Source organism: Halopenitus persicus (genome assembly GCF_900107205.1).
Classification (GTDB): domain Archaea; phylum Halobacteriota; class Halobacteria; order Halobacteriales; family Haloferacaceae; genus Halopenitus; species Halopenitus persicus.
In genome coordinates, this window is record NZ_FNPC01000011.1 from 19,310 (window position 1) to 41,140 (window position 21,831).

Genomic DNA, 21,831 nt, shown 5'->3' on the forward strand with positions numbered 1-21,831 from the left:
GTCCGGATGCTGGTCGTGCGTCCCGAGTCCGGATGCTGGTCGTGCGTCCCGAGTCCGGGCGTCGGTCGACGCGAACGGAAGTCAACCGGAGTCGGCCGTTCCTTCGGCATCGGCGACCGCATCGGGAGCGACGGGTCCGTCGGCGTCGAGGCTCGCATCGTCGTCGATCGGCGCGCCGACGCGGGCCACGCCGCTGGTCTCGTCGAAGACGAGGTGGCGGTGCGGGTAGGCGACCTCGACGTCGGCGTCGGCGATCAGCTCCCAGATGCGGGAGTTCACCTGCGACTGGAGCTTGTGGATCTTGTACGGCTTCTTCGCCCAGTAGCGGAGCTGCAGGAGGATCCCGTCGTCGCCGTACTCGGCGAGCCGGCAGTCCGGGCTGGCGACGTACCGTGCCGTTCCGATCCGGATGTCCGGTCCGCCGTCGATGACGCCCTCGCAGTCGCGGGCGGCCCGCTCCATCAGCCGGCGTGCCTCGTCGACGTCACACTCGTAGGTGACGAGCAGCTCGAGCGTGAGCCGCGTCCGTTCGTCCTCCGCCGAGTAGTTCGTGATGTCCCGCTCCCGGGTGTTCGAGTTCGGGATCACGAGGAAGGTGTTGTCGAGGGTGATCACCTTCGTGTAGCGGATGGTGATGTCCTCGACGAACCCGCGGCGACCGTCGTCGAGCTCGATCATGTCGCCGATCTCGAAGGGCTGGTCCGCGAGCACGAACAGGCCGTTGATGACGTTCCCGATGAGCGGCGCGAGGACGACGCCCACGACCGCCGAGAAGACGGTGACCGACAACACGAGGTCGGGCAGGCCGAGGCCGGCGACCCAGCCCGCGAGGAACAGCGCCGTGATCACGGTCGTGACCCGGACTCCCCGAAGGACCGTCTGAGCGACGCTCTGTCGATGAAACCGGCGAGCGACCGGACGGCCGAGGAGCCGGACCAGCAGCTTGGAGAGCCAGACCCCGCCGGCGAGCACCGCCACGGCGAGGAGGAACTCGACGCCGGGGACCCGCGCCCACTCGGGCACCGTCTCGGTCACCGGCGAGGCGAGCACGATCGCCGTGGTGTCCATGGCTGATTGGGGATGCCCACCGGAAAAAACGTTTCCTCGCTGGCCTCGACTCCACCCGAACCGCACCCACCCGAACGGATAAGACGTCACCGGGAGAACGGATCGGTCATGCCCGACTCCCGTCGACGCGATCCGAGCTTCGAGATCACCCACGAATCAGACCCGAGCGACGTGCTCGTGGCCGGATTCTCCAACTACGGCCTGGCGGGGTTGACGGCGGTCAACTACCTGGTCGACGCGCTCGATCTCCACGAGACGGGCCACGTCACCGTCGAGGGGTTCCCCTCGATCACGCCGTTCGAGAACGGCCGGCCGCGCCATCCCACGCGGCTGTTTTCCCGCGAGGACCTCGATATCACCGTGTTGGTCGGCGAGCTGCTCGTCCCCGTTCCGCTCGGCGAGTCCTTCGCGCGATCGATCCTCGAGTGGACCGGCGCGAACGACGTCTCGGAGGTCGTCGTCCTCTCGGGGGTGCCGGTGCCGCACGGACCGGAGGGTCACCGGACGTACTACGTCGCGACCGACGACTACCGCGAACACCGGCTCGAGGACGCCGGGATCGAGGGGATGGCGTCGGGCTTTCTCGACGGGACGAACGCGGCGCTGCTCGAGCGCGGGATCGACTCCTCCCTGGAGGTCTGCGTGTACGTGACGCCGGTCCACGCACAGGTCCCTGACGTCGAGGCGGCGATCCGACTCGTCGAAACGGTCTCGACCGTCTACGACGTCGAGATCGATTCGGGTCCGCTGGAGGCGTTCGCCGCGGAGATACAGCAGTACTACGCCGACCTGGCCGAACGGATGGAGGAGGAACAAGCCGACCTCCCGGACGACCGGATGTACATGTAGCGCGGTCCGCGGGCGATCCGGCGGCGATCCACCGCAGCCGGTCACGTACCACGCCGCCGCATCGATCACGTACCACGCCGCCGCACCCGGTCACGGACCGCCGTTCACGCTCGTGCCGGGAGCCGCGCGTGAACCAGTCGGCGGATCGCGTCGCGCTCGAGGACGAGGAACCCGACGAGGACGGCGGTGAATCCGAGCAGTGCATCGCCGTCAACGAGGTGGCCGAGAACCAGCCAGCTGGCCGCCGCAGCCGTAATCGGCTCCGCGTAGCCGATCAGGTGGAGCTGGGTCGGGCCCACGGCGTCAAGCAGGGCGAAGTAGATGAGGAACGCGACCACGCCCGACAGCAGCGCGAGGTACGCGAGCGTCACGATGGCGGTCGGCGTGAGGACGACGTCGGCGACCGATTCGCCGGTGACCGCGGCGCCCGCACCGAGGATCCCCGCGCCGATCACCATCGCCCAACCCTGGAGGGCGACGATCGAGAACTCCGTCCGGAGCGGGCGAAGGAGCACGGCGCCGAGCGCGAAGGCCGCCGCGCTCGCGAGCACCAGTCCGACGCCGATCAGCTCGGCGGAGACGAGCCCCTCGGTCGAGGGGCTCGCGATCATCGCGACGCCGAGGATCCCGATCAGGAAGCCCCCGACCTCGACCGGTCCGACGCGCTCGTTCGGCAACAGGACGGCCGCGAAGGCCGCGGTCAACACCGGCGAGAGGCTGACGATCACGGCCGCGACCGCGCCCTAAACGTAGAGCTCCCCGACGTACAGGAACGCGTGGTAGACCGCGATGACGAGGACGCCGGTGACGGCGATGCTCGACCACTCCGTCCGCGTGCGTGGGATCCAGCGGGTCCCGACCGCCACGGCGTATCCCAACACGATCGCGCCGGCGATCGCGTAGCGCGCCCCCGCGAACAGCAGCGGGGGGAAATACTCCAGCCCGATCTCGATCGCGACGAACGACCCGCCCCACAGCACCGCGAGGAGGGAGAACGCCGCGACGACCGAGATCGGAGACGACAGCAACGAATCACCGTTCATTGGTTATCAGATCGGAGTACTCCTATATTCTTAAACTCGTCTATAACATATTCCGATATGGGCGATGATAGATCAAACAATTGAACCACGATCGATGTGGATCCGATTTCGGTCGTCCCGGTTGGAGAAGGATCCAAGAATTGCGATGTGTCCAGGAACCGAGACGGAGGCGGGAACCGCGATCGGAATACCAATGGATCCCGAACCGAAACGCCGCCCATGGACGACCGCGACGTACGGCTGTTGAAGGCCATCGCCGACCTCGGAACCGGCAGTCCGGAACGGCTTCACGAGGAGACGGACATTCCGGTCTCGACCATCCACTACCGGCTGAACAACCTCCGGGACGCGGGGGTCATCCGGAACGACCTCTACGACTTCGACCACGAGGAGCTCGGCCTCGGTGTGACGGTGATCGTCGAGATCCTCGCCGACTACGACGGCCCCTACGAGGAGTTCGCCGACGAGCTGTTGACCGTCGAGGGCGTCACGCAGGCGTACTTCACGATGGGCGAGACCGACTTCATCGTCCTCGCACGGCTCTCCTCGTCGGACGCGGTCGAACGGCTGATCGGCGACTTCGAGGCGCTCCCGGAGGTCGAGCGGACGAACTCCACGTTCGTCATCTCGACGCTGCGCGACGAGCCGCGCGGCCCGGCGACCTACGACCTGGAGTCGCTGAACGAGGAACTGACAGACTGAAGGAGGGTCACCCGCACACCACCGCCGCGCGCTACGTTCGCTTCCCGATCTCCTCGCGGAGGACCTCGGAGACCACTTCGCCGTCGGCCTTCCCGCGCAGCGCGCCCATCGCCTCGCCCATCAGCCCGGAGAAGGCGCCCATTCCCTCGGCCTCGACCTGGTCGGCGTTGCGCTCGACGACCTCGACGACGGCCTCGCGGACGGTCTCGCGGTCGACGCCCGCCAAGCCCGCCGCCTCGACGGCCTCCTCGGCCGATAGCGTCGGATCCGCGGCGATCTCGGCGAGGACCCCCCCGACGCCCTCCTTGGCGAGGTCGCCGGACTCGACGAGCTCGAGCACGCCGAGGAACTGCTCGTCGTCCACGCGCTCGATCGCGACGCCGTCCCGGCGCAGCTCGGTGGTCGTCGACGCCAGCGTCGAGGCGGCAAGCGTCGGGTCGACGCCGCGGTCGACGGCGGTCTCGAACAGCGGGAACCGCTGCCCGAAGGCGATCTGCTCGGCGAGGCCGGGATCGAGGCCGAACGCGTCGACGTACCGGTCGGCCTTCTCGTCGAGCAGCTCCGGCGTCTCCACCTCGCTCGGGTCCGGCTCGACCGGCGGGACGTCGGTCTCGGGATACATCCGGGCGGCGCCGGGCAGCGGGCGGAGGTACCGGGTGGTTCCGTCCTCGTTCGCGTCCCGGGTCTCCTCGGGGACGCCCTCGATCGCGGCCGCGGCGCGCTCGGCGGCCGCCTCGATCGCCAGATCGGCGGTCTCGGGATCCGCGGCGACGATCGCGACCGCGTCATCGGACCCGGCGCCGACCGCCTCGCGGAGGGAGTCGACCTCGGCCTCGGTGACGCCGTAGGCCGGCAGCTCGTCGGTGTGGAAGATGCCGCCCGCGCCGTGCCGCTTGGCGTGGTCGGACAGCTCCGTGCCGAGCCGCCGGTCGGGCTGGATCTCCCTGCCGACGAGGCCGTCGAAGCCGTACAGCGGGACCGCGGTGACGGCGCCGCCGTCCTCGAGCGCGCCGCGGATGACCCCGGAGTCGGTGTCCGCGAACACGTCGGTCACCTCGCGGGGGTCGCCGACCGCGGCGTCACGGTCCGACAGCTCCTCGGCGATGTCGACGAGTTCGCTCTGGCGGCGGACCTCGCTGCGGACGATGTCCTCGATCCCCTGGAGGTCCTGCACGCCCTTGATCTCCACGCGGGCACCCTCGGCGATCGAGACGTTCACGTCCTGGCGGATCGTGCCGAGGCCGCGCTTGACAGACCCGGTCGACCGGAGCAGGGTTCCGATCCGCTCGGCGGCCTCCCGCGCCTGGGCCGGACTGTGGATGTCCGGCCCGGTGCCGATCTCCACGAGCGGGATCCCAAGCCGGTCAAGCGAGTAGACCACCCCGTCGTCGGTCTCCTCGACGCGCTGGGCCGACTCCTCCTCGAGCAGCAGGTCCACGATCGAGACCGGCCCGTCGTCGGTCTCGATCTCGCCGTCCTGGCCGAGCAGCAGCGTGCGCTGGAACCCCGAGGTGTTCGAGCCGTCGATGACGAGCTTGCGCATCACGTGTGCCTGGTCGACGACGGTCACGTCGAGCAGGTCGGCGATCTGGAGGGCCACCGAGAGGGCCTCCTCGTCGAGGCGGTGGGGCGGTTCGTCGTCCTCCTCGACGAGACAGGTGGTGTCGTACGCGAGATAGGTGAACTCGCGGTCGACGCGGCTCTCCTCGAGGGCGGCCTCGTCGAGCTCGCCGAGCTCGCTCTTCGTCGGGTGAAGGTACCGGGTGAACTCGCGGTCGGCCGCCTCGGGCTCCCGGAGCGTCGTGGGGGAGTCACAGAACAGCTTCGTCGCCGTGTCCAGCTGCTGGTGGATCTCCAGCCCGGCGACGAGGCCCAGCTCCTCGTAGTCGTACTCGGTCATTGGGAGCGTCTCCGGCTCGCCGGAGTAAAAAGGGTGGCAGTTCGACGCGGCGGTCCTCGGGGCAGTGACTCTCGGCGCAGTGACCCTCGGCGCGGGAGACCGGCACCAGCCACGCCAGTGATGAACCCACGGTCCCGTCGGCGGGAAACCACCACGGTCCCGTTCGCGGAGGACCATCACGTTCACGTCCGCGGGGGACCAACGCGGAGCCATGTACGCGGTCGTCGGCTGCAAGGAGTGCGCGACGCTGTGGCTGCTGGCGGACCCCGAGACGAGCGAGACCGCCACCTGTCCCCGCTGCGAGAAGCGCCACCGGACCGACCGACTCAAACGCTTCTTCGAGTCCGCGGATCGCGAGGCGGCGCGGGAGGCGCGGTCGGCGTTGCTCGCGAAGAAACACGGCGATTCCGAGGCGTTCGCCGAGGTCGCACACGCGAGCGAGCTCGCGGAGCGTGCCGAGGAGGCGGGGATCGACGACCGCGAGTACCTCGAGGGCGTGGGGATCGATCCCGACGCGGTCGACGCCGTCGCGGACCGCCCGTCGCCGGGGGGCGGCGGAACCTCGGGCGGACGCTCCCGGATCGAGATCGTTCGCGAGGCGGTCGACGCGGCGGAGGAGCCGACCGAGGAGGGGATCGTCTCGTACGCGGCGGCCGACGGCGTCCCCGCCGAGGCGGCCCGCGATCTCCTCGAGAAGCTCCGGCGGCGCGGCGAGGTCTCCGAGTCCCGCGGTCGATATCGGCTGATCTGAGGCGAGCGACGGCCCTTTCGGACGGCCCGAGTCGGAACACGATCAGGACGGGACGGAGGACGACTCCCGGCGCCGGATCGAACACATCACCCACCACCCACTGCTTACCACACACCGGATCGCCGAACCCGCCGATGACGGACGTCTGACTGGGGTTTAAAGGAATGGTGTGTGTATATTTACCACGATGAACGACCCGGTCCGTGCGCTCGTCGCGGTCGTCGTCGTCCTGGCGGCGGCGGGCGCGGCTGCGGCGGCGGTGCAGGTGCTCGCGCCGGGGATCGCGAGCGTCGCCGCCGTGCGGCTCGCGCTGGGCGCGTGTGGCATCGGCTTCGCGGCGGTCGCGGTCGCGTACGGGCGGGAGGGCTACTACGAGCAGATGGCCGGCCACCTGCTCGCGAGCGCCGGCTTCCTCGTCGTCGCCGTCGATGGGGAGGGACCGATCGCCTGGCTGGGCATCGCGCTGTTGGGGATCGGCGGCGGGCTGTTGTTACAGGACGCCATCCTGCGCGGCGGTCGCGGCGGAACCTCGGTGTGAGCGGGCGGAGCCTCGATGTCTCCGGTCGAAGTCGTGGTCACCACCGCCGCTCGTTTCCCCGCGGTCACTCCCGCGAGGGGAGATCCGGCTCGTAGCCGACGGCGTCGACGGCCATGTCAAGCACCGCCTCGACGTTCTCGTCCTCGGTGACGCTCATATAGGCGTCGGCCTCGACGTCGGTCGACCGGTCCCGCTTGTTGCAGACCGTAAGCAGGGGAACGTCCGCGCCGAACAGCGACGCCAGCTCGTCGCGCAGCGCCAGCTGGACGTCGATCGGGTACCCGCAGTCGCCCGAGGCGTCGACGACGAAGAGGACGCAGTCGGCGAGGTGCTCGAGCGCGGAGACTGCCTGCAGCTCGATGTCGTTGCGCTCCTCCAGCGGGCGGTCGAGCAGCCCCGGCGTATCGACGATCTGATAGCGGACGTGGTCGCGTTCGAAGTGGCCGATCTGCACGCCGCGGGTGGTGAAGGGGTACTCGGCGATCTCGTTGGAGGCGCGGGTGACCCGGTTGACGAACGAGGACTTGCCGACGTTCGGGTAGCCGGCGACGACGATCGCGGGTTCGTCGGTTCGGATGTCGGGCAGCGTCTTCAGGTCGTCGCGGGCGTCGCCGATCAGGCGGAGGTCGTCCGCGACCTCCTCGGCGACGTCGGCCATCCGGGCGAACGCCTGCTTGCGGTGTTTCCGCGCCGTGTCGACGTCGCTCCGGCGGATCTTCGTGGTGTACTCGTCGCGGATCGACTCGATCTGGCGGCTCGCCCACATCACCTCCGAGAGCGACTGGCGGAGCTCGTCGACGTCGACGATCGCGTCCGCGAGCTCGTAGTAGAACGGGTCGACGTCGTACTCGAAGTCGGGCCAGGACGTCACCACGTTCGAGAGGTTATCGGAGAGCACGTTGCCGGCGGTCCGCAGCATCGACTCCTGGGCCTCGTGGCCGGACTTCGCCCGGCCGGCTCGCGCGGCCCGCGAGAACGCCTTGTCGATGAGTTCCTCCGCGCGCGGGGTCGTCTGGAGGTCCTCGAATATCATACGTCCGGTTGCGCGTGAACGCGTATAAGGGCGTCCGTTCGGCCGGAACGACGCCGCCGCTGGCGAATGGTGGCGGACTGAGGGGAGTAAGCCCCCTTCCGTTCGGCTCGACATTCGGCTGAGCGTCCGCGCCGTGGCCGGACTACCTATCGGCGCGGACTTGCACCGGCGAGGATTCGCCGTTCCATCCCTTCCTGCCCGTCTGCGACGCAGTGCGCCGCGTGTCCCTCGGCGGGTTAGCTCCCTTCCCTTGCGGGTCGGTTCGCACGCCTCATCGGTCGGGGCAGGGGGTCTCGTTTCTGTTCCAGCGCCAGCCGTCTCCGACTCCGGGCTTGCGCCCGGTCGCCCGTCCGGCCGGTGGGGGGACTTTCCTCATGCGTTGGGCGGCGGGGCCGCCCGCGGCACGGGGGTCGAGCTCCCTCTGTCCACGCGGCGGTAGGCGATCGCTCGGGATAAGGATTCCGTCGCCGCAGACGTCGCCGACGGCGCCTCACCGCGTCGGCCCGTCCGCGCTCTGAACCTTCCAGCCCCCCTCGACGTCGCCCGCACGATCGACGTACTCGATCGCCGTGTTCTCGTCGACGACGGCGACCTCGGCGGCGGTTTCGTCCGTGGACCCGGTGTTCCCGTCGTCATCGACCTCGATCCGCTCGACGCGAAACGGGACGTCGAGGTTGTTCCCGCAGCAGCCGATGTCGACGAACTCCTCGGTCACGTCGCCGACCGAGACCTCGCCGAGCGTTCGGCGGAAGTAGCCCCGATAGCGGTCGGCGTCGATCTGGGAGCGAACCCAGCCGCTCACGCCCTCCGGCATCGAGAGGACGACCCGCGTCGCGGTCGGTCGCGCCGGCGTTGCGGTCGCCGTCGAGTCCGTCGGGTCGGACTGTGACATATCCACCCATACGGGGCGACGGGAGTAACGCCTTTCGGCGATCACGGCGATCGCCGCCGCGACTTCGACGGGCACCGTGGATACGGAGGGCGGTCGTCGGGGGAGAGACGCGGGTTGACCGCCGGCACGGCCGAGGAGCCGATCGACGGACGTCGTGGCTGGCGATAAGAAAGCTTATTCGGCGCGCAGCCGGACCCCGGAAACATATGGTAGCGATCGAGGTACCGGAGGTCGAGTACACGGACTACACCAACCGCCAGCTGGTCGCGATCCCGCTCGCGGTCCTGGCGGTGGCGCTTGTGATCCTCGGCGGGTGGTACCTCGCGACGGGTGCCCCGGCGGATCTGGGCGTCGAGTTCACGGGCGGCGCCGAACTGCGGCTGTCGGCGTCCGAGACGTCGGACCTCGAGATGGGAACCCCCGAGGCGCGGGCACGGCTCGAGGACCCGGACACCTTCTCGATCGAGCCCTCCTCGGTCCAGTACGTGCCGGGCGACGAGACCTACATCGTGACGTTCCGTCCGGAGGACCTGCCGCAGGGGGCCGAAAGCGGCGACTTCGGCGACATCGCGGGCGAGGCCGAGGACGCCGGCTTCGCGGTCACCGGCGAGGACATCGTCTCCCCGAGCTTCGGCAGCGGCGTGCAGACCCAGGCGCTCGGCGGGGTCGTGATCGCGTTCCTCGGGATGAGCGTGCTCGTCTTCGCGATGTTCCGGACGTTCATTCCGTCGATCGCGGTCGTCATCTCGGCGTTCTCCGACATCGTCATCCCGGTCGCCGTGATGAACCTCCTCGGGATCGAGATGACGCTCGGGACGGTCGCGGCGCTGCTGATGATCATCGGGTACTCGGTCGACTCGGACATCCTGTTGAACAACTCCGTGTTGCGCCGGACCGGCGACTTCTACGAGTCCGTTCAGCGCGCGATGCGCACCGGCGTGACGATGACGATCACCTCCATCGCCGCGATGATCGTGATGGCGATCGTCGCGTGGATATTCGGGATCGACCTGCTCAGAAACATCGGCGTGATCCTCGCCGTCGGGCTGTGTGCGGACCTGATGAACACGTATCTGCTCAACGTCTCGCTGCTTCGCTGGTACTCCTTCGAGGGGGTGCGACGATAGATGATCGACTCGATCAAGCGCCACTGGCGCGTCGGACTCCTCGTCGTCGCGGTGCTGGCCGCGACGGTCGTCCTCTTCGCCCCGCAGTTCGCGCCGACCGCCGGCGCGGAGGGGATCGGCGCGGACGACGGCGCCAACGGCACCGCCGACGGACTGACGAACCTCCAGTTCGGGCTCGACCTCGACGGCGGAACGCGGATCCGTGCGCCGCTCGTCGGGTACACCGCGACGGACGTCGCCTTCCAGGGAGATGACCCGGCGACGGTCGCGAGCAACGTGGCGGGGGAGCTGTCGAACACGACGAGCACGAGCGTCAACGCGGAGTTGCGCGATCCCGCCGAGGGCGGCACCGGGGCCGTCGAGGTGACCGACACGAACGTCTCCGAGACGGAGTTCACCGCGGCGATCGAGGCCGCCGGCTACACCTACGAGGGCGTCCGGCCGGGGGTCACCGAGGAGACCCGAGAGGCGACCATCGAGGTCATCGAGGGGAAGATCAACGAGGCCGGACTCTCGGGCGGCAGCGTCCGCGAGATCGTCGACGCGAACGGGCGCTCGTTCGTCCTGATCGAGGTGCCCGGCGAGGACCGCCAGGACGTCGAGGAGCTGATCGCCGAGCGCGGGACCGTTCGGATTGACATCTTCATTCCGAACGACGGAAACGGGACCCGCAACCGTGGGGTGGTGACCCAGGACGACTTCGAGAACGTCGGGACCGCCAGTCGCGGCCAGAGCAACCAGGCGTACGTTCCGGTCTCGGTCGTCGACACCGCGCCGGAGGGACAGGCGACGCCGGCACAGCAGCTTCAGCAGGCGGTCAGCCAGGCGGACGCCGCCGCCGGAAACCCCGGAACCGACGGCTGGCGATGTACCGCGGACTACGCCGAAAGCGAGGAGCCGTGCCTCCTGCTTGTGGTCGACGGCGAGGTCGTCAACTCCTTCGGGATGGACGGCGACCTGCTCCGCAGCATGACGAGCGGGTCCTGGGCGAACGATCCCGGCTTCCGGCTGACGACCGGGACCGCCGAGGGCTCCTTCGAGCGCGCCCAGCAGATCTCGATCAACCTGCGTGCCGGCGCCCTGCCGGCCGAGCTGGGCGATGGGTCCTCCTCGTACATCTCCCCGACACAGGGCGAGCAGTTCAAGACCTACTCGCTGATCACGGGGATCCTCTCCGTGTTCGCCGTGGCCGGGATGGTGTTCCTGCGCTACCGCGAACCCACGGTCGCGCTGCCGATGATCGTGACCGCGCTGACGGAGGTGTACACCCTGCTCGGGTTCGCCGCGCTCCTCGGCTATCCGCTCGATCTCGCGGTCATCGCCGGGTTCATCGCGGTGGTCGGGACCGGCGTCGACGACCTCGTGATCATCGCCGACGAGGTGATGAGCGAGGGCGACGTCAGCTCGAAGAAGGTCTTCGACTCCCGGTTCCGGCGGGCGTTCTGGGTGATCGGCGCCGCGGCGGCGACGACGATCATCGCGATGTCGCCGCTGATGGTGTTGAGCCTCGGGGATCTGTCCGGGTTCGCCATCTTCACCATCCTCGGCGTCCTCATCGGCGTCCTCGTCACCCGGCCGGCCTACGGGGACATCCTCCGGATGCTGCTGACCGACCGGTGACCGGCTGTTGACCGACCGGCGACCGACTGCTGGCCGACCGGCGAGTCAGCAAGCGCCGATGACCGATCCCGAAGCCGACGACCCTTCCTCCGAATGCCGCCGGCGGTGACGAACGGAACCCGGAACGCGCTCAAAACTCCTCGAGTCCCGACTGTTCGTGGGCCGCAAGCAGCCGCTCGCACGTCCGCCAGGACCGGCGCGCACAGTCGGGGACGTCGCCGGTATCGTCCACGTACGCCTCCAGAAACGCCGCGGTGGTCGGGTCGCTCGGGTACCCGCTGCCGACGCCGTCGTACTCGGGGAACCGGTCGTCGATCGCCTCGATGCGACGGTCGCGTTCGACCTTGGCCACGATCGAGGCGGCGCCCACGAGCGGCGAGTCGGCGTCTGCGCCGTGACGGGCGGTGACCGAGACGCTCGGCGAGTCGTCACGGCTCGTTTCCCGCGAAAGCGCCTCCTCGAGGGCCTCCCGGACGCGACGGCCGAACCGATCCTCGGAGACGTCCCCGGCGTCGACGAGCAGGCGAAGCGGCTGCGGGAGCTCAATCGACGGATCGGCCGACGATGAATCGGCCGACGACGAATCGGTCGACGCGAGGAGGTCCAGAACCGCGCGCGCCTGCGCCGCGACGGTGAGCGTGTTCATATCGGTCTCGGGATCGTCGATCTCGGCTGGTTCGATCGCGGCGACGCCGACGTCGACGCCGGGGCTCGCCCGCAGGCGTTCGTCGAGGGCGTCGCGACGCGCGGGGGCGACCCGCTTCGAGTCGTCGATCCCGTCCGGAAGGTCCGCGGGGTCCGCCCGAACGGCGGCGGCGACCATCGGTCCGAGCACGGGCCCCTTCCCGGCCTCGTCGGCGCCGATCCGTGCCACTCGGGATCACTCCAGTTTGCCGAGCGCCTCGAAGAAGTCCGAGCGCGGGCCGGCGATCCGCATCGGAACGTCGGCCCGGGAGACGGTCACGTCGAGCGGGGGATCGAAGGCGGTCGGTCGTCGACCGTCGCTGATGACGACCGCCGACTCGGTGCCGGCAGCCGTGACCGTCACCGTGATCTCGGCGTCGGTGTCGACCGCGAGCGGCGCCATCCCCTCGTCGGCACACATCTCGTTGAGGACGATCGCCTCGACGCCCGGGTGGAGTATCGGCCCGTTCTCGGAGAGGTTGTACGCCGTCGATCCGGTCTGGGTCGCCACGAGCACCCCGTCGGCGTGGGTGCCGGAGTACAAGGCGCCGCCGACGCGAACCTCGTAGTCGATCCCGCCGCCGCGGCCCCGTCGTTCGCCCTGAACCGTGATCTCGTTGGCCGCCGGGGTCGAGCGCCACTCGCCGACGCTCGCCACGAGCCGCGGCGCCTCGCGGACGTCCATCTCCCCCTCGCGGAACGCGGTGACCTCCTCGAGGACCGCGTCCTCGGCGTCCTCGGGCGCGACCGCGTTGAGGAACCCGACCTCGCCGAGGTTGACGCCGAGGACCGGCGTGCCATCGGCGTTGCGGGCCGCAAACAGGAACGTCCCGTCGCCGCCGATCGCCACGACGAGGTCGCACTCGTCGAACGCCGAGACGGGGTCCCCCGCCGTCTCGAGCGCGTCGGCTGTCAGTTCGTCGATCCGGACGGCCACCCCGCGGTCGGCGAGCGAGTCGGCAAGCGAGTCGACGAGCGCTGCCGCACGGGGGTTCTCCTTCTGTGCGACGATCCCGACGTCCATACCGCCGGGTTCGGTTCCGTGGTAAAAAACCCACACGTAAAGTTTCAAGCCGCGACCCGCCCATCGGTCGGGTATGGGACGTCGTCGAGGGGGGACGCGAACGAGTCGGCGATCGGATGGCGAGCACCGACGCCATCACGGGAGGCCGACCAGCCGTCCCGACGGCTCGAGCCACGGCGACCGGCTCGGAGGACATCGATGACCGAGGACCGGGCCGAGGACGAGCGTGACCCGGCCGAATCCGACCGGGAGGGAGACGAACGCGACCCGGCCGAACCCGACCGGGACGGGGACGAGGACGCGGAGGAGGACTGGTTCGAACGGGCGCGCCGCGAACTCGCCGAATCGAGGGCGGACGAGGACGGGACGGACCGGACGACTGAAGACGGGACGAACGAGGCGGCCGAGGGCGGGACGAACCGGACGGACGAAGCGGACGAGGCGGAAGGAGGGGCCACGGAGGCCGACGAGCCGGGCGCCGGAGAAACGCACGACACCGGCGGCTTCGAGGACGACGCGACGAACGATGCGGCCGAAGGCGGAGTCAGGGGCGCCGATCCCGTCAACAGCTCCGGGATCGGGCTCGCTCGGGACGCCGGCGACTCCCGAAGCACCGGCGGCGGTCCGGGACCCGACGCCGATCCCGGTCCCGGTTCGGAGGCCGACGCCGAATTCGGTTCGGCCGGGAGCCCCCCCGACGCCCCGGGCGGCGGTTCGGACGGGGAGTTCGGCTTCGCGGAGTTCGGCGACACGGGTCCCGGCGAGGGATCCGCCGTCCCGCCGGGCGGGACGGACTTCGACGACGCCGATCTCGATTCCGACATCGAGCGAATGGATCTCGGGATCGAGGGCCTCGACGAGATGATCCTGGGCGGCGTCCCCCGCCGCTCGCTCATCACGACGATCGGCGCCGCCGGAACCGGGAAGACGACGTTCGCGCTCCAGTTCCTCCACGAGGCGCTCACGAACGGTGACCGCGGCGTCTACATCACTCTCGAGGAGAGCCGGGAGGCGATCCTCTCGACGGCCGAGGAGAAGGGGTACGACTTTCGCGAGTACGAGTCGGACGGGCTGCTCTCGGTCGTCTCGATCGATCCAATCGAGATGGCCAACTCGCTGGCCTCGATCGGCAACGAACTCGGCCGGCTCATCCGCGAGTTCGGCGCCGAGCGGCTGGTGTTGGACTCGGTGTCGCTGCTCGAGATGATGTACGACCACCCGGCCAAGCGCCGGTCGGAGATCTTCGATTTTACCAGGTCGCTCAAGGAGGCCGGCGTGACGACGATGCTCATCTCGGAGGCCAGCGAGTCGAATCCCTACGCCTCCAGACACGGGATCGTCGAGTACCTCACCGACGCCGTGTTCATCCTCCAGTACGTCCGTCCCTCCGACTTCCGCGAGACCCGGTTGGCGATCGAGATCCAGAAGATCCGCAACGCGAACCACTCCCGGGAGACGAAACCCTACGAGATCACGAGCGAGGGGATCTCGGTGTATCAGCAGGCGAATATCTTCTAGCGTCGGGAGGCGCTGCGGTGTGACCGGGGAAACGAGCGACCGGAAGAGCGATCGTGATCGGAGAACGAGCGTTGGGACCGGAGAAGCGAGCGACCGGAAGAACGAGCGTTGGGACCGAAAGAACGAGCGCTTCGTTCGGTCACCGAACCACGGTCACCGGCACGGACGCCTTCCGAACGACGCCCTCGGCGACGCTGCCGAGCAGGACCCGGGAGACGCCGGTTCGGCCGTGGCTCCCGATGACGATCAGGTCGACGTCCTCCGCCTCGGCGACCTCCCGGATGGTGTTCCCCGGGCTGCCGACCTCGGTCAGCGTCTCGACGTCGCGGTCGACGGTTCCGGCCGCGTTCGAGAGGATCGTCTCGGACCGCGTCGTCGCGTTCTCGTACCACTGCTCGACCGCGCCCGGCATTCCCAGCTCCGAGCCCGACGCCGACCGGGCGGGATTGATCACGTGTAACAACACCAGCTCCGCGTCCGGCCATTCCGTGGCGGCGAACGCCAGGGCGTCGGCCGAGCAGTCCGATCCGTCGACGGGGACGAGTATCCGTTTGGGCATCGTACGGGGTTCGAGCGACTCCGTCAAAAAACGCCGGGGGCGACGATGCGACTCGGAAACGTCGGGAACGACGACGCGGCTCAGGACCCGTGCCGGGTGAGACACCGCGGGAGGCCGATCAGCTCGACCGGCTCTGAGTTGTCGGGCGAGTAGACGACCATCTGGCCCTTCTCCATGTACGGCACCTTCCCGGCGAGGGTGGTCGGGATGTTGACGCTGGAGATCGCGTCCTCGTCGCCGAGGTTCAACACGATCGTGGTGTTGATCTGTTTGAAGACCGGTTCGGCGATGTCCTGGGGGTCCTGCGTGATGAGGAACAGCCCGAGCCGCTCCTTGCGCCCCTGCTTGGCCGCCTCGGTGAACTTCCCGATCACCTTCCGCGCCTGGACGTTGTCGGCGTCCGCGAGGAAGTTGTGCGCCTCGTCCATCCCGACCAACAGCGGCGTCTCCTTGATCCGGTCGCTCGTCGGGTCGTTCGAGAGCTTGTCGTCGATCAGATACGAGGAGACGGCGAGCACGAACATCTCCTTTTGCCGCGAGGTCGGCAGGTGGTAGGTCGGGATCACGGTGAGACCGCCCGGGCGAACCAGGGTGTGGTCGAGGTCGGTGATCGGACGGGCGTCGCCGTCGAAGACACCGCCGGGAACGGCGCGAACGCGCCGTTTGACCGCGTCGAAGGTGGCCTCGTGGATCCGGCCGGATTCGTGGAGCTCCTCCTTTAAGGCCGGGTCGTCGAGGGAGGTGACGAACTGGTCGTACGTGCCCCCGTCGCCGTAGTCGCGGAAGAACCGCTTCAACAGGGTCACGAGCCCGGCGTACTGGTTGTCGTTCAGGCTCGAGCCCGCGACGAGCCACGGCCGGTCGCGCACGAGCGAGAAGGGGATGGTGAACGCGACGCGCTCCGCGCGGTGGCCCTCGCCGGGATACGTCGCGTTCGGGGTCGTCGGCACCAGCGCGACGGTGTCGTCGTGGCCGCCGTGGGCGATCCCCTCCCGCTCGAGGCGCCGGGCGTACGCGTCGTCGATGGACGGGTTGTCGTCGTGCATCTGGGCGTACTCGTCCTGCGGGTCGAACTGCACGACCGCCATCCGGGCCTCCCGCCCGTCGTCCATCTCGTAGGTCCGGTCGGGGTCGAGGTACTGCCGGAGGACGTTCTTCGCGGCGTGGGTCTTCCCGGATCCGGTCCCGCCGGCCACGAGGGTGTGCCGGAAGACCAGCGGGTCGCCGTCGGCGTAGTCGTCGTTCAGCCGGTAGTCGACGGTCGGCGGGCTGGCCGCGGTCTCGACCGTCTCGCCGCCGACCGAGAGATGGCCGAGGAAGACCCCGTCCTCGGGGATCTTCAGGCCGGTCTTGATCTCCGCGGCGTCGGCGGCCTCCTCGACCACCGCGCCCGGCTTCGGGACGCGGTCGGTCATCCGCCGCTTGCGGTCCCCGCCGTCGTCGTAGACGACCGACATCGGTTCCAGGTCGGCGACGAACTTGTAGTCGCGCTCGGAGAACTCCTCGCGGCGCATCTGGCGGCGGGCGTGGATCTCGGTGGCGTCGTCGGACCGGAACTCCTGGGCGTACTCGAGGCCGGTGATCCGGCAGAAGAGGCGCTCCCCGTCCGGATAGGGGACGATCAGGTATTTTCCGAGCCGGACCGACTCGCGGTTCCCGGTCGTCACGAACGCCCGCAGCGTCGTCTCCTCGGCCTCCTCGGCGACCCGAAGCCCCTGGGAGACCGAGACGACGCCGAGCCCGTCGTCCTCGCCGGTCGCCTCGACGGCGTATCGCTCGAAGGGACTCGACTCGTCGCCGGTCGCGTCACCATCGGTGGTCGCATCGCCATCGGCGGTCGCGTTGCCGGTCGCGTCGCTGCCCGCCGTCACGTCGGCGGGCGCGTCGCCGGTCGGCGTCCCACCGTGCGCGCCGTCGCCGGCCGTCTGGCCGCCGGTTCCGGGCGGATCAGCGGCGTCCGCGGAGTCCGCCGCGTCCGAGCTCTCCCCGTCCGCCGCGTCCGCGTCGTCGGCGGAGAACTCGGTGAAGTCCTCGAGGGTCATACCTACCACACGCCGGGGCAGGGGCAAATCGCTTTCCCCCGAGCCGTCCGTGCGTCGCCGCGGACCCTCGAAGGTCCCGGTGACCCGTCGACGCCGGCGGAGGGCGGATCCCGGTGGCTAACCGTCTCGAACCCGTAGCTCCTCGCATGTTGTTCGTGACCGGGCGCGGCGGCGGGACGGCGCTGACCGGGACCGTCTTCGAGCGGGGCGAGGAGCCGCCGAGCTACGCGGGCGCGCCCGAGGAGGACGCGCCGTACGTCTGGGTCTGTGACGCCTTTTACGAGGTCGACAGCGGCGGGGCCGCCCTGACGGTCGACGGCGAGGAGATCCGGATCGCCTTCGAGGAGCCGGCCCCGCGCGGCTTCGAGTCCCGGGACCGCGCGCTCGCGGCCGCCGAGGAGCACGTGAGGACGCAGTTCGCCCGGATCGGGCTCGATCCGGACGAGGTCGAGGTCGATGTCGAGGACGCGGATCCGGGCGTGGACCCCGACGTCGGACGGAATCCCGCCTGAGTCGCGCTCGGTGAGTGCTCGGCAGGTTCGAGGCCACTGCTACGGCTCCGCTCGCTCCGCGTTCGAGGCGGCGGCACGGTCATCGGACGCCCGAAGAAGGAGGTATATCACGATCACCAACAGGAACACGTCGACCCCCAGAAACACGGTCAACGGGGTGCCGAACCCCCACTGCCAGGCCCACTCGCTCCCGCGGTTCCGCGCGTCGGCGTAGATCCATCGACCGACCGTGGCGTACAGGATCGCGAGGCCGAGGAGGACGAGAACACCCCCGGTCGAGTACAGCTCGACGGGGACCAGGTCGGGCATCGCTTGAGCGGGCATCGATCCGGGGCGGATCGCGTGGCCGAGAATCGATCGGAGGGGCATCACCGGAAGTCCTCGCCATAAGGTGATAAACGCGGGGGAGAACGTGACGATAAACGCGGGGAGAAACACCCCGAACGCGGGGATCTCCGATCCGAAGCGGCCGCCGCGTCGTTCGGGAACCTTTTCCCCGACGCGGGTCGCAGTGGCGAACGATGCCCGCCGAGGACGACATCTCGATCGAGGAGAAACGGGTGTATGCCGGCTCCGCCGGCCGGACCGACGTCTACGTCGCCAGCGCCGACGGGCTCGTTCGGGTCGCCGTCTCGGGGGACAAGATCGGGGAGTTCGGGATGGCAGCCGACGTCACGGCACGGGACGTCGCGATCACCCGCCGACCGGCGGCGCCCGACGTGCTCGCCGTCGCGACTTCCGAGGACCTGCTGGTGGGCGCGGTCGACGAGGCGGCCGACGGCCGCAAACCGGTCGGGGGAGCGGACGAGGAGCTCGAACCGGTCGGAGTCGGACCGGCGACCGCGGTCGGCCTCCCGGGCCCGACGCGGAATCGGAGCGGCGACGGGGCCCACGAGGCTGACGCGCCGGCCCGATTCCTCGCGGCGACGGCCGACGGGGACGTCGTCTCCGTGCGGGTCGACGACGCGACCGAAGGCGGGTTCGAAACGACCGTCCTCGGGAGCGTCGACGACCCGCGGGCGATCGACTCCGGACTCGTCGCCGCCGCCGACGGCGTTCATCGAGCGACCGCGGCCGGCGGCGGAGCGATCGGAGGGTCCGGCGACGGGACGATCGGCGAAGCCGGCGGCCAGAACCGACGAACCGGTCTCGAGCACGTGGGGCTGCGCGACGCCGCGGACGTCGCCGGAGAGGGCGTGCCGCTGGCCGCGACCGGCGACGGACTCTACTGGCTCGCGAACGGGTGGATGGAGGCGATCGAGGCCACGACGAGCCACGTGGCCGCCGACGGGGAGGGGCACGCGCTCGCCGCCACCGACGAGGGGCTGTTCGCGCACGCGGACGCCGACTGGAGCCGGGACGCCTGGGAGCACCGGTCGCTCCCGGTGGCGGGGACCGTGACGGCGCTTGCGTACGGTCCGGGGATCGCGCTGGCGGTGACGGACGCCGGCGCGCTGTGCGTCGACGCCGGGGACGGCTGGCGTCACCAGGTCCTGGGCGTCCGCGAGGTCGGCGGGATCGCGGCGCACGCGGTGTCGTGACCGTCGAGTCGCGGGGTTCCGATCCGACCGATCGGAACGAAAACCGGTTTAAGCCGCTTCGAGAAACCCACGGACATGATCGTACCGAGTTCCGGCACGCAGACGCTCGCCGCAGCGCTCGCCGACGAGGCGGGGGTTCCGCTCGCGACGCCGACGTTCGAGCGCTTCGCTGACGGCGAGCGGCTGGCGGCCGTCCCCGAGTTCGCCGGCGAGGAGGCGACCGTCGTCGCCTCGACGGTCACCGACGGCGACTGGATCGAGCTCCTCCAGCTACAGGACGCGGTTCGGGAGGCCGGCGCGAGCGAGGTGACGACGGTGATCCCGTATCTGGGCTACGCGCGTCAGGACCGGGCGTTCAAGCCGGGGCAGCCGGTCTCGGCGCGCGCGATGGCGCGGGCGGTCGCGACCGGAACCGACCGGATCGTCCTCGTCAACCCGCACGAGGAGTCGGTCGCGGGATTCTTCCCGGTCCCCGTCGAGGTCGTCGACGCCGCGGGTGCGCTCGCGGAGCCGCTGCCGGAGCTGCGTGATCCCCTCTTCCTCGCGCCGGACGCCGGCGCGATCGGGATCGCCGAGACGCTTCGTGACGCCTACGGCTCGGGATCGACCGACTACTTCGAGAAACATCGCGACCGGGAGGACGGCTCCGTGGAGATCACGCCGTCGGACGCCCCGGTGGCCGACCGGGACGTCGTCGTGGTCGACGACATCATCGCGACCGGGTCGACGATGAGCGAGTCGATCGCGGTGTTACGGGAGCGCGGTGCCGACCGCGTCGTCGCCGCCTGCGTCCACCCGGTGCTCGCCAGCAACGCCGTGACCAAGCTTCGCGCGGCCGGCGTCGAGCGGATCGTCGGCACCGACACGGTCGAGCGGGCCTGCAGCGAGGCCTCGGTCGCCCCGGCGATCGCGGCGAACTTATAAGCGAACTCGTGAGAAACTGATAAAGCGATTCGTGAGGCCCTATAAATGGGTGCGTGAATCCTTATAAGCGGATTCGCGAATACTTATAAATGGGTGCGCGATCCCTTATGGGTACGCGCGACGTGCCGACGGGCTACGCGGCGTCGCCGTCCGGCGAGTCGTCGCCGAACAGGCGCGGCCGAAGGGTCTCGTAGCCGAGCAGGTAGACGCCGATGTACAGCGCGACCAGTCCCATCCCGAGGAACCAGGCGCCCAGCTTGAGGTTGCCGCCGGTGACGGCGTTGAGGCCGAGGTCCTCCAAGTAGAGGCCGACCGAGGAGACCAGGCCGGTTCCCAGCGTCAGCCCGAGGAGTTCGACGACTTCGACGACCTCGGGCGCGGCGAGTTTCGACATATCGTCGCGTCGGCGCCCGAGCGACGTGAACCTTTTGAGTCGGCGGCGGTCCGGAACGACCGCGCTCGACGCGGGAATCGAGGCGGATGGCACCGTCACGAAGTCGGAACCAAAACGTATAGCACCGTCCGTGGGCCATGGCCGGTATGGCCGGGCGATACGGCGAGATGGATTACGGATCGTTGACGAAGGGCGGCGTCGCCGTCGGCGCAGTGCTGTTCGCGGTCGGCGCGGTCGCCGAGCTGACCGTCGGTGCCGGCGGCGGGATCTCCCCGACGCTGGATGCCGCGTTCCTCACGATGGAGTTCTTCGGGCCGCTCATCGCCCTTCTGTCGGTGCTCGTGTTCGGCATCGCGATGCCGCTGACCGAATGAGGTGACCGGCGGGCCGGATGGACGAGACGTCGACGGAGCGGCCGGCCGAGGACCCCGACTTCCCGACGCGGAGGCACATCCTCGAGCCGGACTGTTCCCGCTGCGACCGCCTTCCCGAGGACCGGACGCGCATCGGCTGGGGAACCGGCCCCCTCGACGCGACGGTGATGGTGATCGGCGAGGCGCCGGCCGCCGGCGATCCGGACGCGGAGCGGTGGCGCGGCGGAAATCTGACGGGCCGGGCCTACACGGCGCGCCACTCCGGGCGACGCATCCGCCGGCTGTTCGAGTCGATCGGCTACGGCGACCGGACCTACTACACCAACGCCGTCAAGTGCTTCCCGCGGGACCGCGAGGCCGACGAGCCGACACACCGGGAACCGACCGCGGCGGAGCTGTCGACCTGCCGACACCACCTCCGGACCGAGCTGGAGCGCGTCGCTCCCGACGTCGTCTGTCCGACCGGCAAACACGCGACCACGTCCGTCCTCGCGATCGGGGTGGAGACGGACGGCGACGACGGCGACACGGCGGGCGAACTCGACGGCTTCCTGGACGCGGTGCTCGAGCCGATCGACGCCGGGATCGGCGCACCCGTCGTGCCGCTTTTGCATCCCGCCTACCAGGACGTCTGGCGGGCACGGCTCGGCTACGAGGCCGACGAGTACCGGGACGCGATCGCCGAGCGACTTGCGACGATCGCGTAAGCGAGCCGCTCGCGGCGATCGCTAAACGG

The 21,831-nt window shown here is 69.7% G+C and carries 22 protein-coding genes, 1 other RNA gene and 1 pseudogene; 12 read left to right on the plus strand and 12 right to left on the minus strand.

What is annotated here, in order from left to right; genetic code table 11:
• Positions 1 to 81: 81 nt before the first annotated feature.
• Positions 82 to 1,068, minus strand: coding sequence for a mechanosensitive ion channel family protein (locus BLV25_RS14380; protein ID WP_021073371.1), 987 nt, complete (start codon positions 1,066 to 1,068; stop codon positions 82 to 84).
• A 108-nt stretch (positions 1,069 to 1,176) separates the two neighbouring features.
• On the opposite strand from BLV25_RS14380, the gene BLV25_RS14385 reads away from it, so the two are divergent.
• Positions 1,177 to 1,917 (plus strand): proteasome assembly chaperone family protein, encoded by a 741-nt coding sequence (locus BLV25_RS14385; protein WP_021073372.1) that lies wholly within the window; start codon positions 1,177 to 1,179, stop codon positions 1,915 to 1,917.
• Positions 1,918 to 2,021: 104 nt separating this feature from the next.
• Here BLV25_RS14385 and BLV25_RS14390 read toward each other — a convergent pair.
• A pseudogene (locus BLV25_RS14390) lies at positions 2,022 to 2,960 on the minus strand (DMT family transporter).
• Positions 2,961 to 3,179: 219 nt separating this feature from the next.
• On the opposite strand from BLV25_RS14390, the gene BLV25_RS14395 reads away from it, so the two are divergent.
• A complete protein-coding gene (locus BLV25_RS14395; RefSeq protein WP_021073374.1) occupies positions 3,180 to 3,662 on the plus strand; it encodes an Lrp/AsnC family transcriptional regulator in 483 nt (160 codons plus the stop codon).
• A gap of 31 nt (positions 3,663 to 3,693) precedes the next feature.
• Here the strand turns inward: BLV25_RS14395 and gatE are convergent, their stop codons facing one another.
• Positions 3,694 to 5,562, minus strand: a complete 1,869-nt coding sequence (gene gatE, locus BLV25_RS14400; protein ID WP_092734588.1) for a Glu-tRNA(Gln) amidotransferase subunit GatE — start codon at positions 5,560 to 5,562, stop codon at positions 3,694 to 3,696.
• A 211-nt stretch (positions 5,563 to 5,773) separates the two neighbouring features.
• Here gatE and BLV25_RS14405 point away from each other — a divergent pair, with 211 nt between their 5' ends.
• Both BLV25_RS14405 and BLV25_RS14410 read left to right on the plus strand, forming a co-directional pair.
• Positions 5,774 to 6,313, plus strand: coding sequence for a DUF5817 domain-containing protein (locus BLV25_RS14405; RefSeq protein WP_092734591.1), 540 nt, complete (start codon positions 5,774 to 5,776; stop codon positions 6,311 to 6,313).
• A gap of 187 nt (positions 6,314 to 6,500) precedes the next feature.
• Complete coding sequence (locus tag BLV25_RS14410; protein WP_092734594.1) at positions 6,501 to 6,851, plus strand: hypothetical protein; 351 nt, start codon at positions 6,501 to 6,503, stop codon at positions 6,849 to 6,851.
• 64 nt (positions 6,852 to 6,915) lie between these two features.
• Here the strand turns inward: BLV25_RS14410 and BLV25_RS14415 are convergent, their stop codons facing one another.
• The 3 genes from BLV25_RS14415 to BLV25_RS14425 form a co-directional block, all read right to left on the minus strand.
• Entirely contained in the window at positions 6,916 to 7,884 is a 969-nt protein-coding gene (locus BLV25_RS14415; protein ID WP_021074807.1) for an NOG1 family protein, read from the minus strand.
• Between the two features lie 75 nt (positions 7,885 to 7,959).
• Positions 7,960 to 8,310: RNase P RNA component (gene rnpB / locus BLV25_RS14420), an RNA gene on the minus strand.
• A gap of 64 nt (positions 8,311 to 8,374) precedes the next feature.
• Positions 8,375 to 8,776: a hypothetical protein gene (locus BLV25_RS14425; protein ID WP_092734597.1), complete on the minus strand. Its 402-nt coding sequence runs from the start codon at positions 8,774 to 8,776 to the stop codon at positions 8,375 to 8,377.
• 206 nt (positions 8,777 to 8,982) lie between these two features.
• On the opposite strand from BLV25_RS14425, the gene secF reads away from it, so the two are divergent.
• Positions 8,983 to 9,903 carry a protein translocase subunit SecF gene (gene secF, locus BLV25_RS14430; RefSeq protein WP_092734600.1) on the plus strand — a complete coding sequence of 307 codons (921 nt, stop codon included), beginning with the start codon at positions 8,983 to 8,985 and terminating at the stop codon, positions 9,901 to 9,903.
• Complete coding sequence (locus tag BLV25_RS14435; RefSeq protein ID WP_021074804.1) at positions 9,904 to 11,523, plus strand: preprotein translocase subunit SecD; 1,620 nt, start codon at positions 9,904 to 9,906, stop codon at positions 11,521 to 11,523.
• A 130-nt stretch (positions 11,524 to 11,653) separates the two neighbouring features.
• Here BLV25_RS14435 and BLV25_RS14440 read toward each other — a convergent pair whose 3' ends face one another.
• Complete coding sequence (locus BLV25_RS14440; protein ID WP_218128650.1) at positions 11,654 to 12,346, minus strand: ribonuclease HII; 693 nt, start codon at positions 12,344 to 12,346, stop codon at positions 11,654 to 11,656.
• Between the two features lie 57 nt (positions 12,347 to 12,403).
• Entirely contained in the window at positions 12,404 to 13,231 is an 828-nt protein-coding gene (locus BLV25_RS14445) for an NAD(+)/NADH kinase (RefSeq protein ID WP_021074802.1), read from the minus strand.
• Between the two features lie 198 nt (positions 13,232 to 13,429).
• Here BLV25_RS14445 and BLV25_RS14450 point away from each other — a divergent pair, with 198 nt between their 5' ends.
• Complete coding sequence (locus tag BLV25_RS14450) at positions 13,430 to 14,749, plus strand: KaiC domain-containing protein (protein WP_092734603.1); 1,320 nt, start codon at positions 13,430 to 13,432, stop codon at positions 14,747 to 14,749.
• Between the two features lie 139 nt (positions 14,750 to 14,888).
• Here the strand turns inward: BLV25_RS14450 and BLV25_RS14455 are convergent, their stop codons facing one another.
• A complete protein-coding gene (locus BLV25_RS14455; RefSeq protein WP_021074800.1) occupies positions 14,889 to 15,308 on the minus strand; it encodes a universal stress protein in 420 nt (139 codons plus the stop codon).
• A gap of 80 nt (positions 15,309 to 15,388) precedes the next feature.
• The gene (locus BLV25_RS14460; RefSeq protein ID WP_092734606.1) at positions 15,389 to 17,350 is read right to left on the minus strand and encodes an ATP-binding protein; all 1,962 of its coding nucleotides are present in this window, start codon (positions 17,348 to 17,350) and stop codon (positions 15,389 to 15,391) included.
• A 146-nt stretch (positions 17,351 to 17,496) separates the two neighbouring features.
• Here BLV25_RS14460 and BLV25_RS14465 point away from each other — a divergent pair, with 146 nt between their 5' ends.
• The gene (locus BLV25_RS14465; RefSeq protein ID WP_021074798.1) at positions 17,497 to 17,862 is read left to right on the plus strand and encodes a DUF7113 family protein; all 366 of its coding nucleotides are present in this window, start codon (positions 17,497 to 17,499) and stop codon (positions 17,860 to 17,862) included.
• A gap of 39 nt (positions 17,863 to 17,901) precedes the next feature.
• Here BLV25_RS14465 and BLV25_RS17525 read toward each other — a convergent pair whose 3' ends face one another.
• The gene (locus BLV25_RS17525) at positions 17,902 to 18,231 is read right to left on the minus strand and encodes a hypothetical protein (RefSeq protein WP_176819504.1); all 330 of its coding nucleotides are present in this window, start codon (positions 18,229 to 18,231) and stop codon (positions 17,902 to 17,904) included.
• Positions 18,232 to 18,383: 152 nt separating this feature from the next.
• Here BLV25_RS17525 and BLV25_RS14475 point away from each other — a divergent pair, with 152 nt between their 5' ends.
• Both BLV25_RS14475 and prs read left to right on the plus strand, forming a co-directional pair.
• Positions 18,384 to 19,403: an HVO_0234 family beta-propeller protein gene (locus BLV25_RS14475; protein ID WP_092734609.1), complete on the plus strand. Its 1,020-nt coding sequence runs from the start codon at positions 18,384 to 18,386 to the stop codon at positions 19,401 to 19,403.
• A gap of 75 nt (positions 19,404 to 19,478) precedes the next feature.
• Positions 19,479 to 20,327: a ribose-phosphate diphosphokinase gene (gene prs, locus BLV25_RS14480; RefSeq protein ID WP_039400835.1), complete on the plus strand. Its 849-nt coding sequence runs from the start codon at positions 19,479 to 19,481 to the stop codon at positions 20,325 to 20,327.
• Between the two features lie 133 nt (positions 20,328 to 20,460).
• On the opposite strand, the gene BLV25_RS14485 is transcribed toward prs, so the two are convergent.
• A complete protein-coding gene (locus tag BLV25_RS14485; RefSeq protein WP_049817739.1) occupies positions 20,461 to 20,721 on the minus strand; it encodes a hypothetical protein in 261 nt (86 codons plus the stop codon).
• 146 nt (positions 20,722 to 20,867) lie between these two features.
• Here BLV25_RS14485 and BLV25_RS14490 point away from each other — a divergent pair, with 146 nt between their 5' ends.
• Positions 20,868 to 21,095, plus strand: a complete 228-nt coding sequence (locus BLV25_RS14490; RefSeq protein WP_021074793.1) for a DUF7860 family protein — start codon at positions 20,868 to 20,870, stop codon at positions 21,093 to 21,095.
• Between the two features lie 17 nt (positions 21,096 to 21,112).
• Complete coding sequence (locus tag BLV25_RS14495; protein ID WP_092734612.1) at positions 21,113 to 21,802, plus strand: uracil-DNA glycosylase; 690 nt, start codon at positions 21,113 to 21,115, stop codon at positions 21,800 to 21,802.
• Positions 21,803 to 21,831: the final 29 nt, after the last annotated feature.

Bases quoted from the DNA above. Each gene is read 5' to 3' on its own strand.
- BLV25_RS14380 (WP_021073371.1), bottom strand. From the start codon at position 1,068: ATGGACACCACGGCGATCGTGCTCGCCTCGCCGGTGACCGAGACGGTG.
- BLV25_RS14385 (WP_021073372.1), top strand. From the start codon at position 1,177: ATGCCCGACTCCCGTCGACGCGATCCGAGCTTCGAGATCACCCACGAA.
- BLV25_RS14395 (WP_021073374.1), top strand. From the start codon at position 3,180: ATGGACGACCGCGACGTACGGCTGTTGAAGGCCATCGCCGACCTCGGA.
- gatE (WP_092734588.1), bottom strand. From the start codon at position 5,562: ATGACCGAGTACGACTACGAGGAGCTGGGCCTCGTCGCCGGGCTGGAG.
- BLV25_RS14405 (WP_092734591.1), top strand. From the start codon at position 5,774: ATGTACGCGGTCGTCGGCTGCAAGGAGTGCGCGACGCTGTGGCTGCTG.
- BLV25_RS14410 (WP_092734594.1), top strand. From the start codon at position 6,501: ATGAACGACCCGGTCCGTGCGCTCGTCGCGGTCGTCGTCGTCCTGGCG.
- BLV25_RS14415 (WP_021074807.1), bottom strand. From the start codon at position 7,884: ATGATATTCGAGGACCTCCAGACGACCCCGCGCGCGGAGGAACTCATC.
- BLV25_RS14425 (WP_092734597.1), bottom strand. From the start codon at position 8,776: ATGTCACAGTCCGACCCGACGGACTCGACGGCGACCGCAACGCCGGCG.
- secF (WP_092734600.1), top strand. From the start codon at position 8,983: ATGGTAGCGATCGAGGTACCGGAGGTCGAGTACACGGACTACACCAAC.
- BLV25_RS14435 (WP_021074804.1), top strand. From the start codon at position 9,904: ATGATCGACTCGATCAAGCGCCACTGGCGCGTCGGACTCCTCGTCGTC.
- BLV25_RS14440 (WP_218128650.1), bottom strand. From the start codon at position 12,346: ATGGTCGCCGCCGCCGTTCGGGCGGACCCCGCGGACCTTCCGGACGGG.
- BLV25_RS14445 (WP_021074802.1), bottom strand. From the start codon at position 13,231: ATGGACGTCGGGATCGTCGCACAGAAGGAGAACCCCCGTGCGGCAGCG.
- BLV25_RS14450 (WP_092734603.1), top strand. From the start codon at position 13,430: ATGACCGAGGACCGGGCCGAGGACGAGCGTGACCCGGCCGAATCCGAC.
- BLV25_RS14455 (WP_021074800.1), bottom strand. From the start codon at position 15,308: ATGCCCAAACGGATACTCGTCCCCGTCGACGGATCGGACTGCTCGGCC.
- BLV25_RS14460 (WP_092734606.1), bottom strand. From the start codon at position 17,350: ATGACCCTCGAGGACTTCACCGAGTTCTCCGCCGACGACGCGGACGCG.
- BLV25_RS14465 (WP_021074798.1), top strand. From the start codon at position 17,497: ATGTTGTTCGTGACCGGGCGCGGCGGCGGGACGGCGCTGACCGGGACC.
- BLV25_RS17525 (WP_176819504.1), bottom strand. From the start codon at position 18,231: ATGCCCCTCCGATCGATTCTCGGCCACGCGATCCGCCCCGGATCGATG.
- BLV25_RS14475 (WP_092734609.1), top strand. From the start codon at position 18,384: ATGCCCGCCGAGGACGACATCTCGATCGAGGAGAAACGGGTGTATGCC.
- prs (WP_039400835.1), top strand. From the start codon at position 19,479: ATGATCGTACCGAGTTCCGGCACGCAGACGCTCGCCGCAGCGCTCGCC.
- BLV25_RS14485 (WP_049817739.1), bottom strand. From the start codon at position 20,721: ATGTCGAAACTCGCCGCGCCCGAGGTCGTCGAAGTCGTCGAACTCCTC.
- BLV25_RS14490 (WP_021074793.1), top strand. From the start codon at position 20,868: ATGGCCGGGCGATACGGCGAGATGGATTACGGATCGTTGACGAAGGGC.
- BLV25_RS14495 (WP_092734612.1), top strand. From the start codon at position 21,113: ATGGACGAGACGTCGACGGAGCGGCCGGCCGAGGACCCCGACTTCCCG.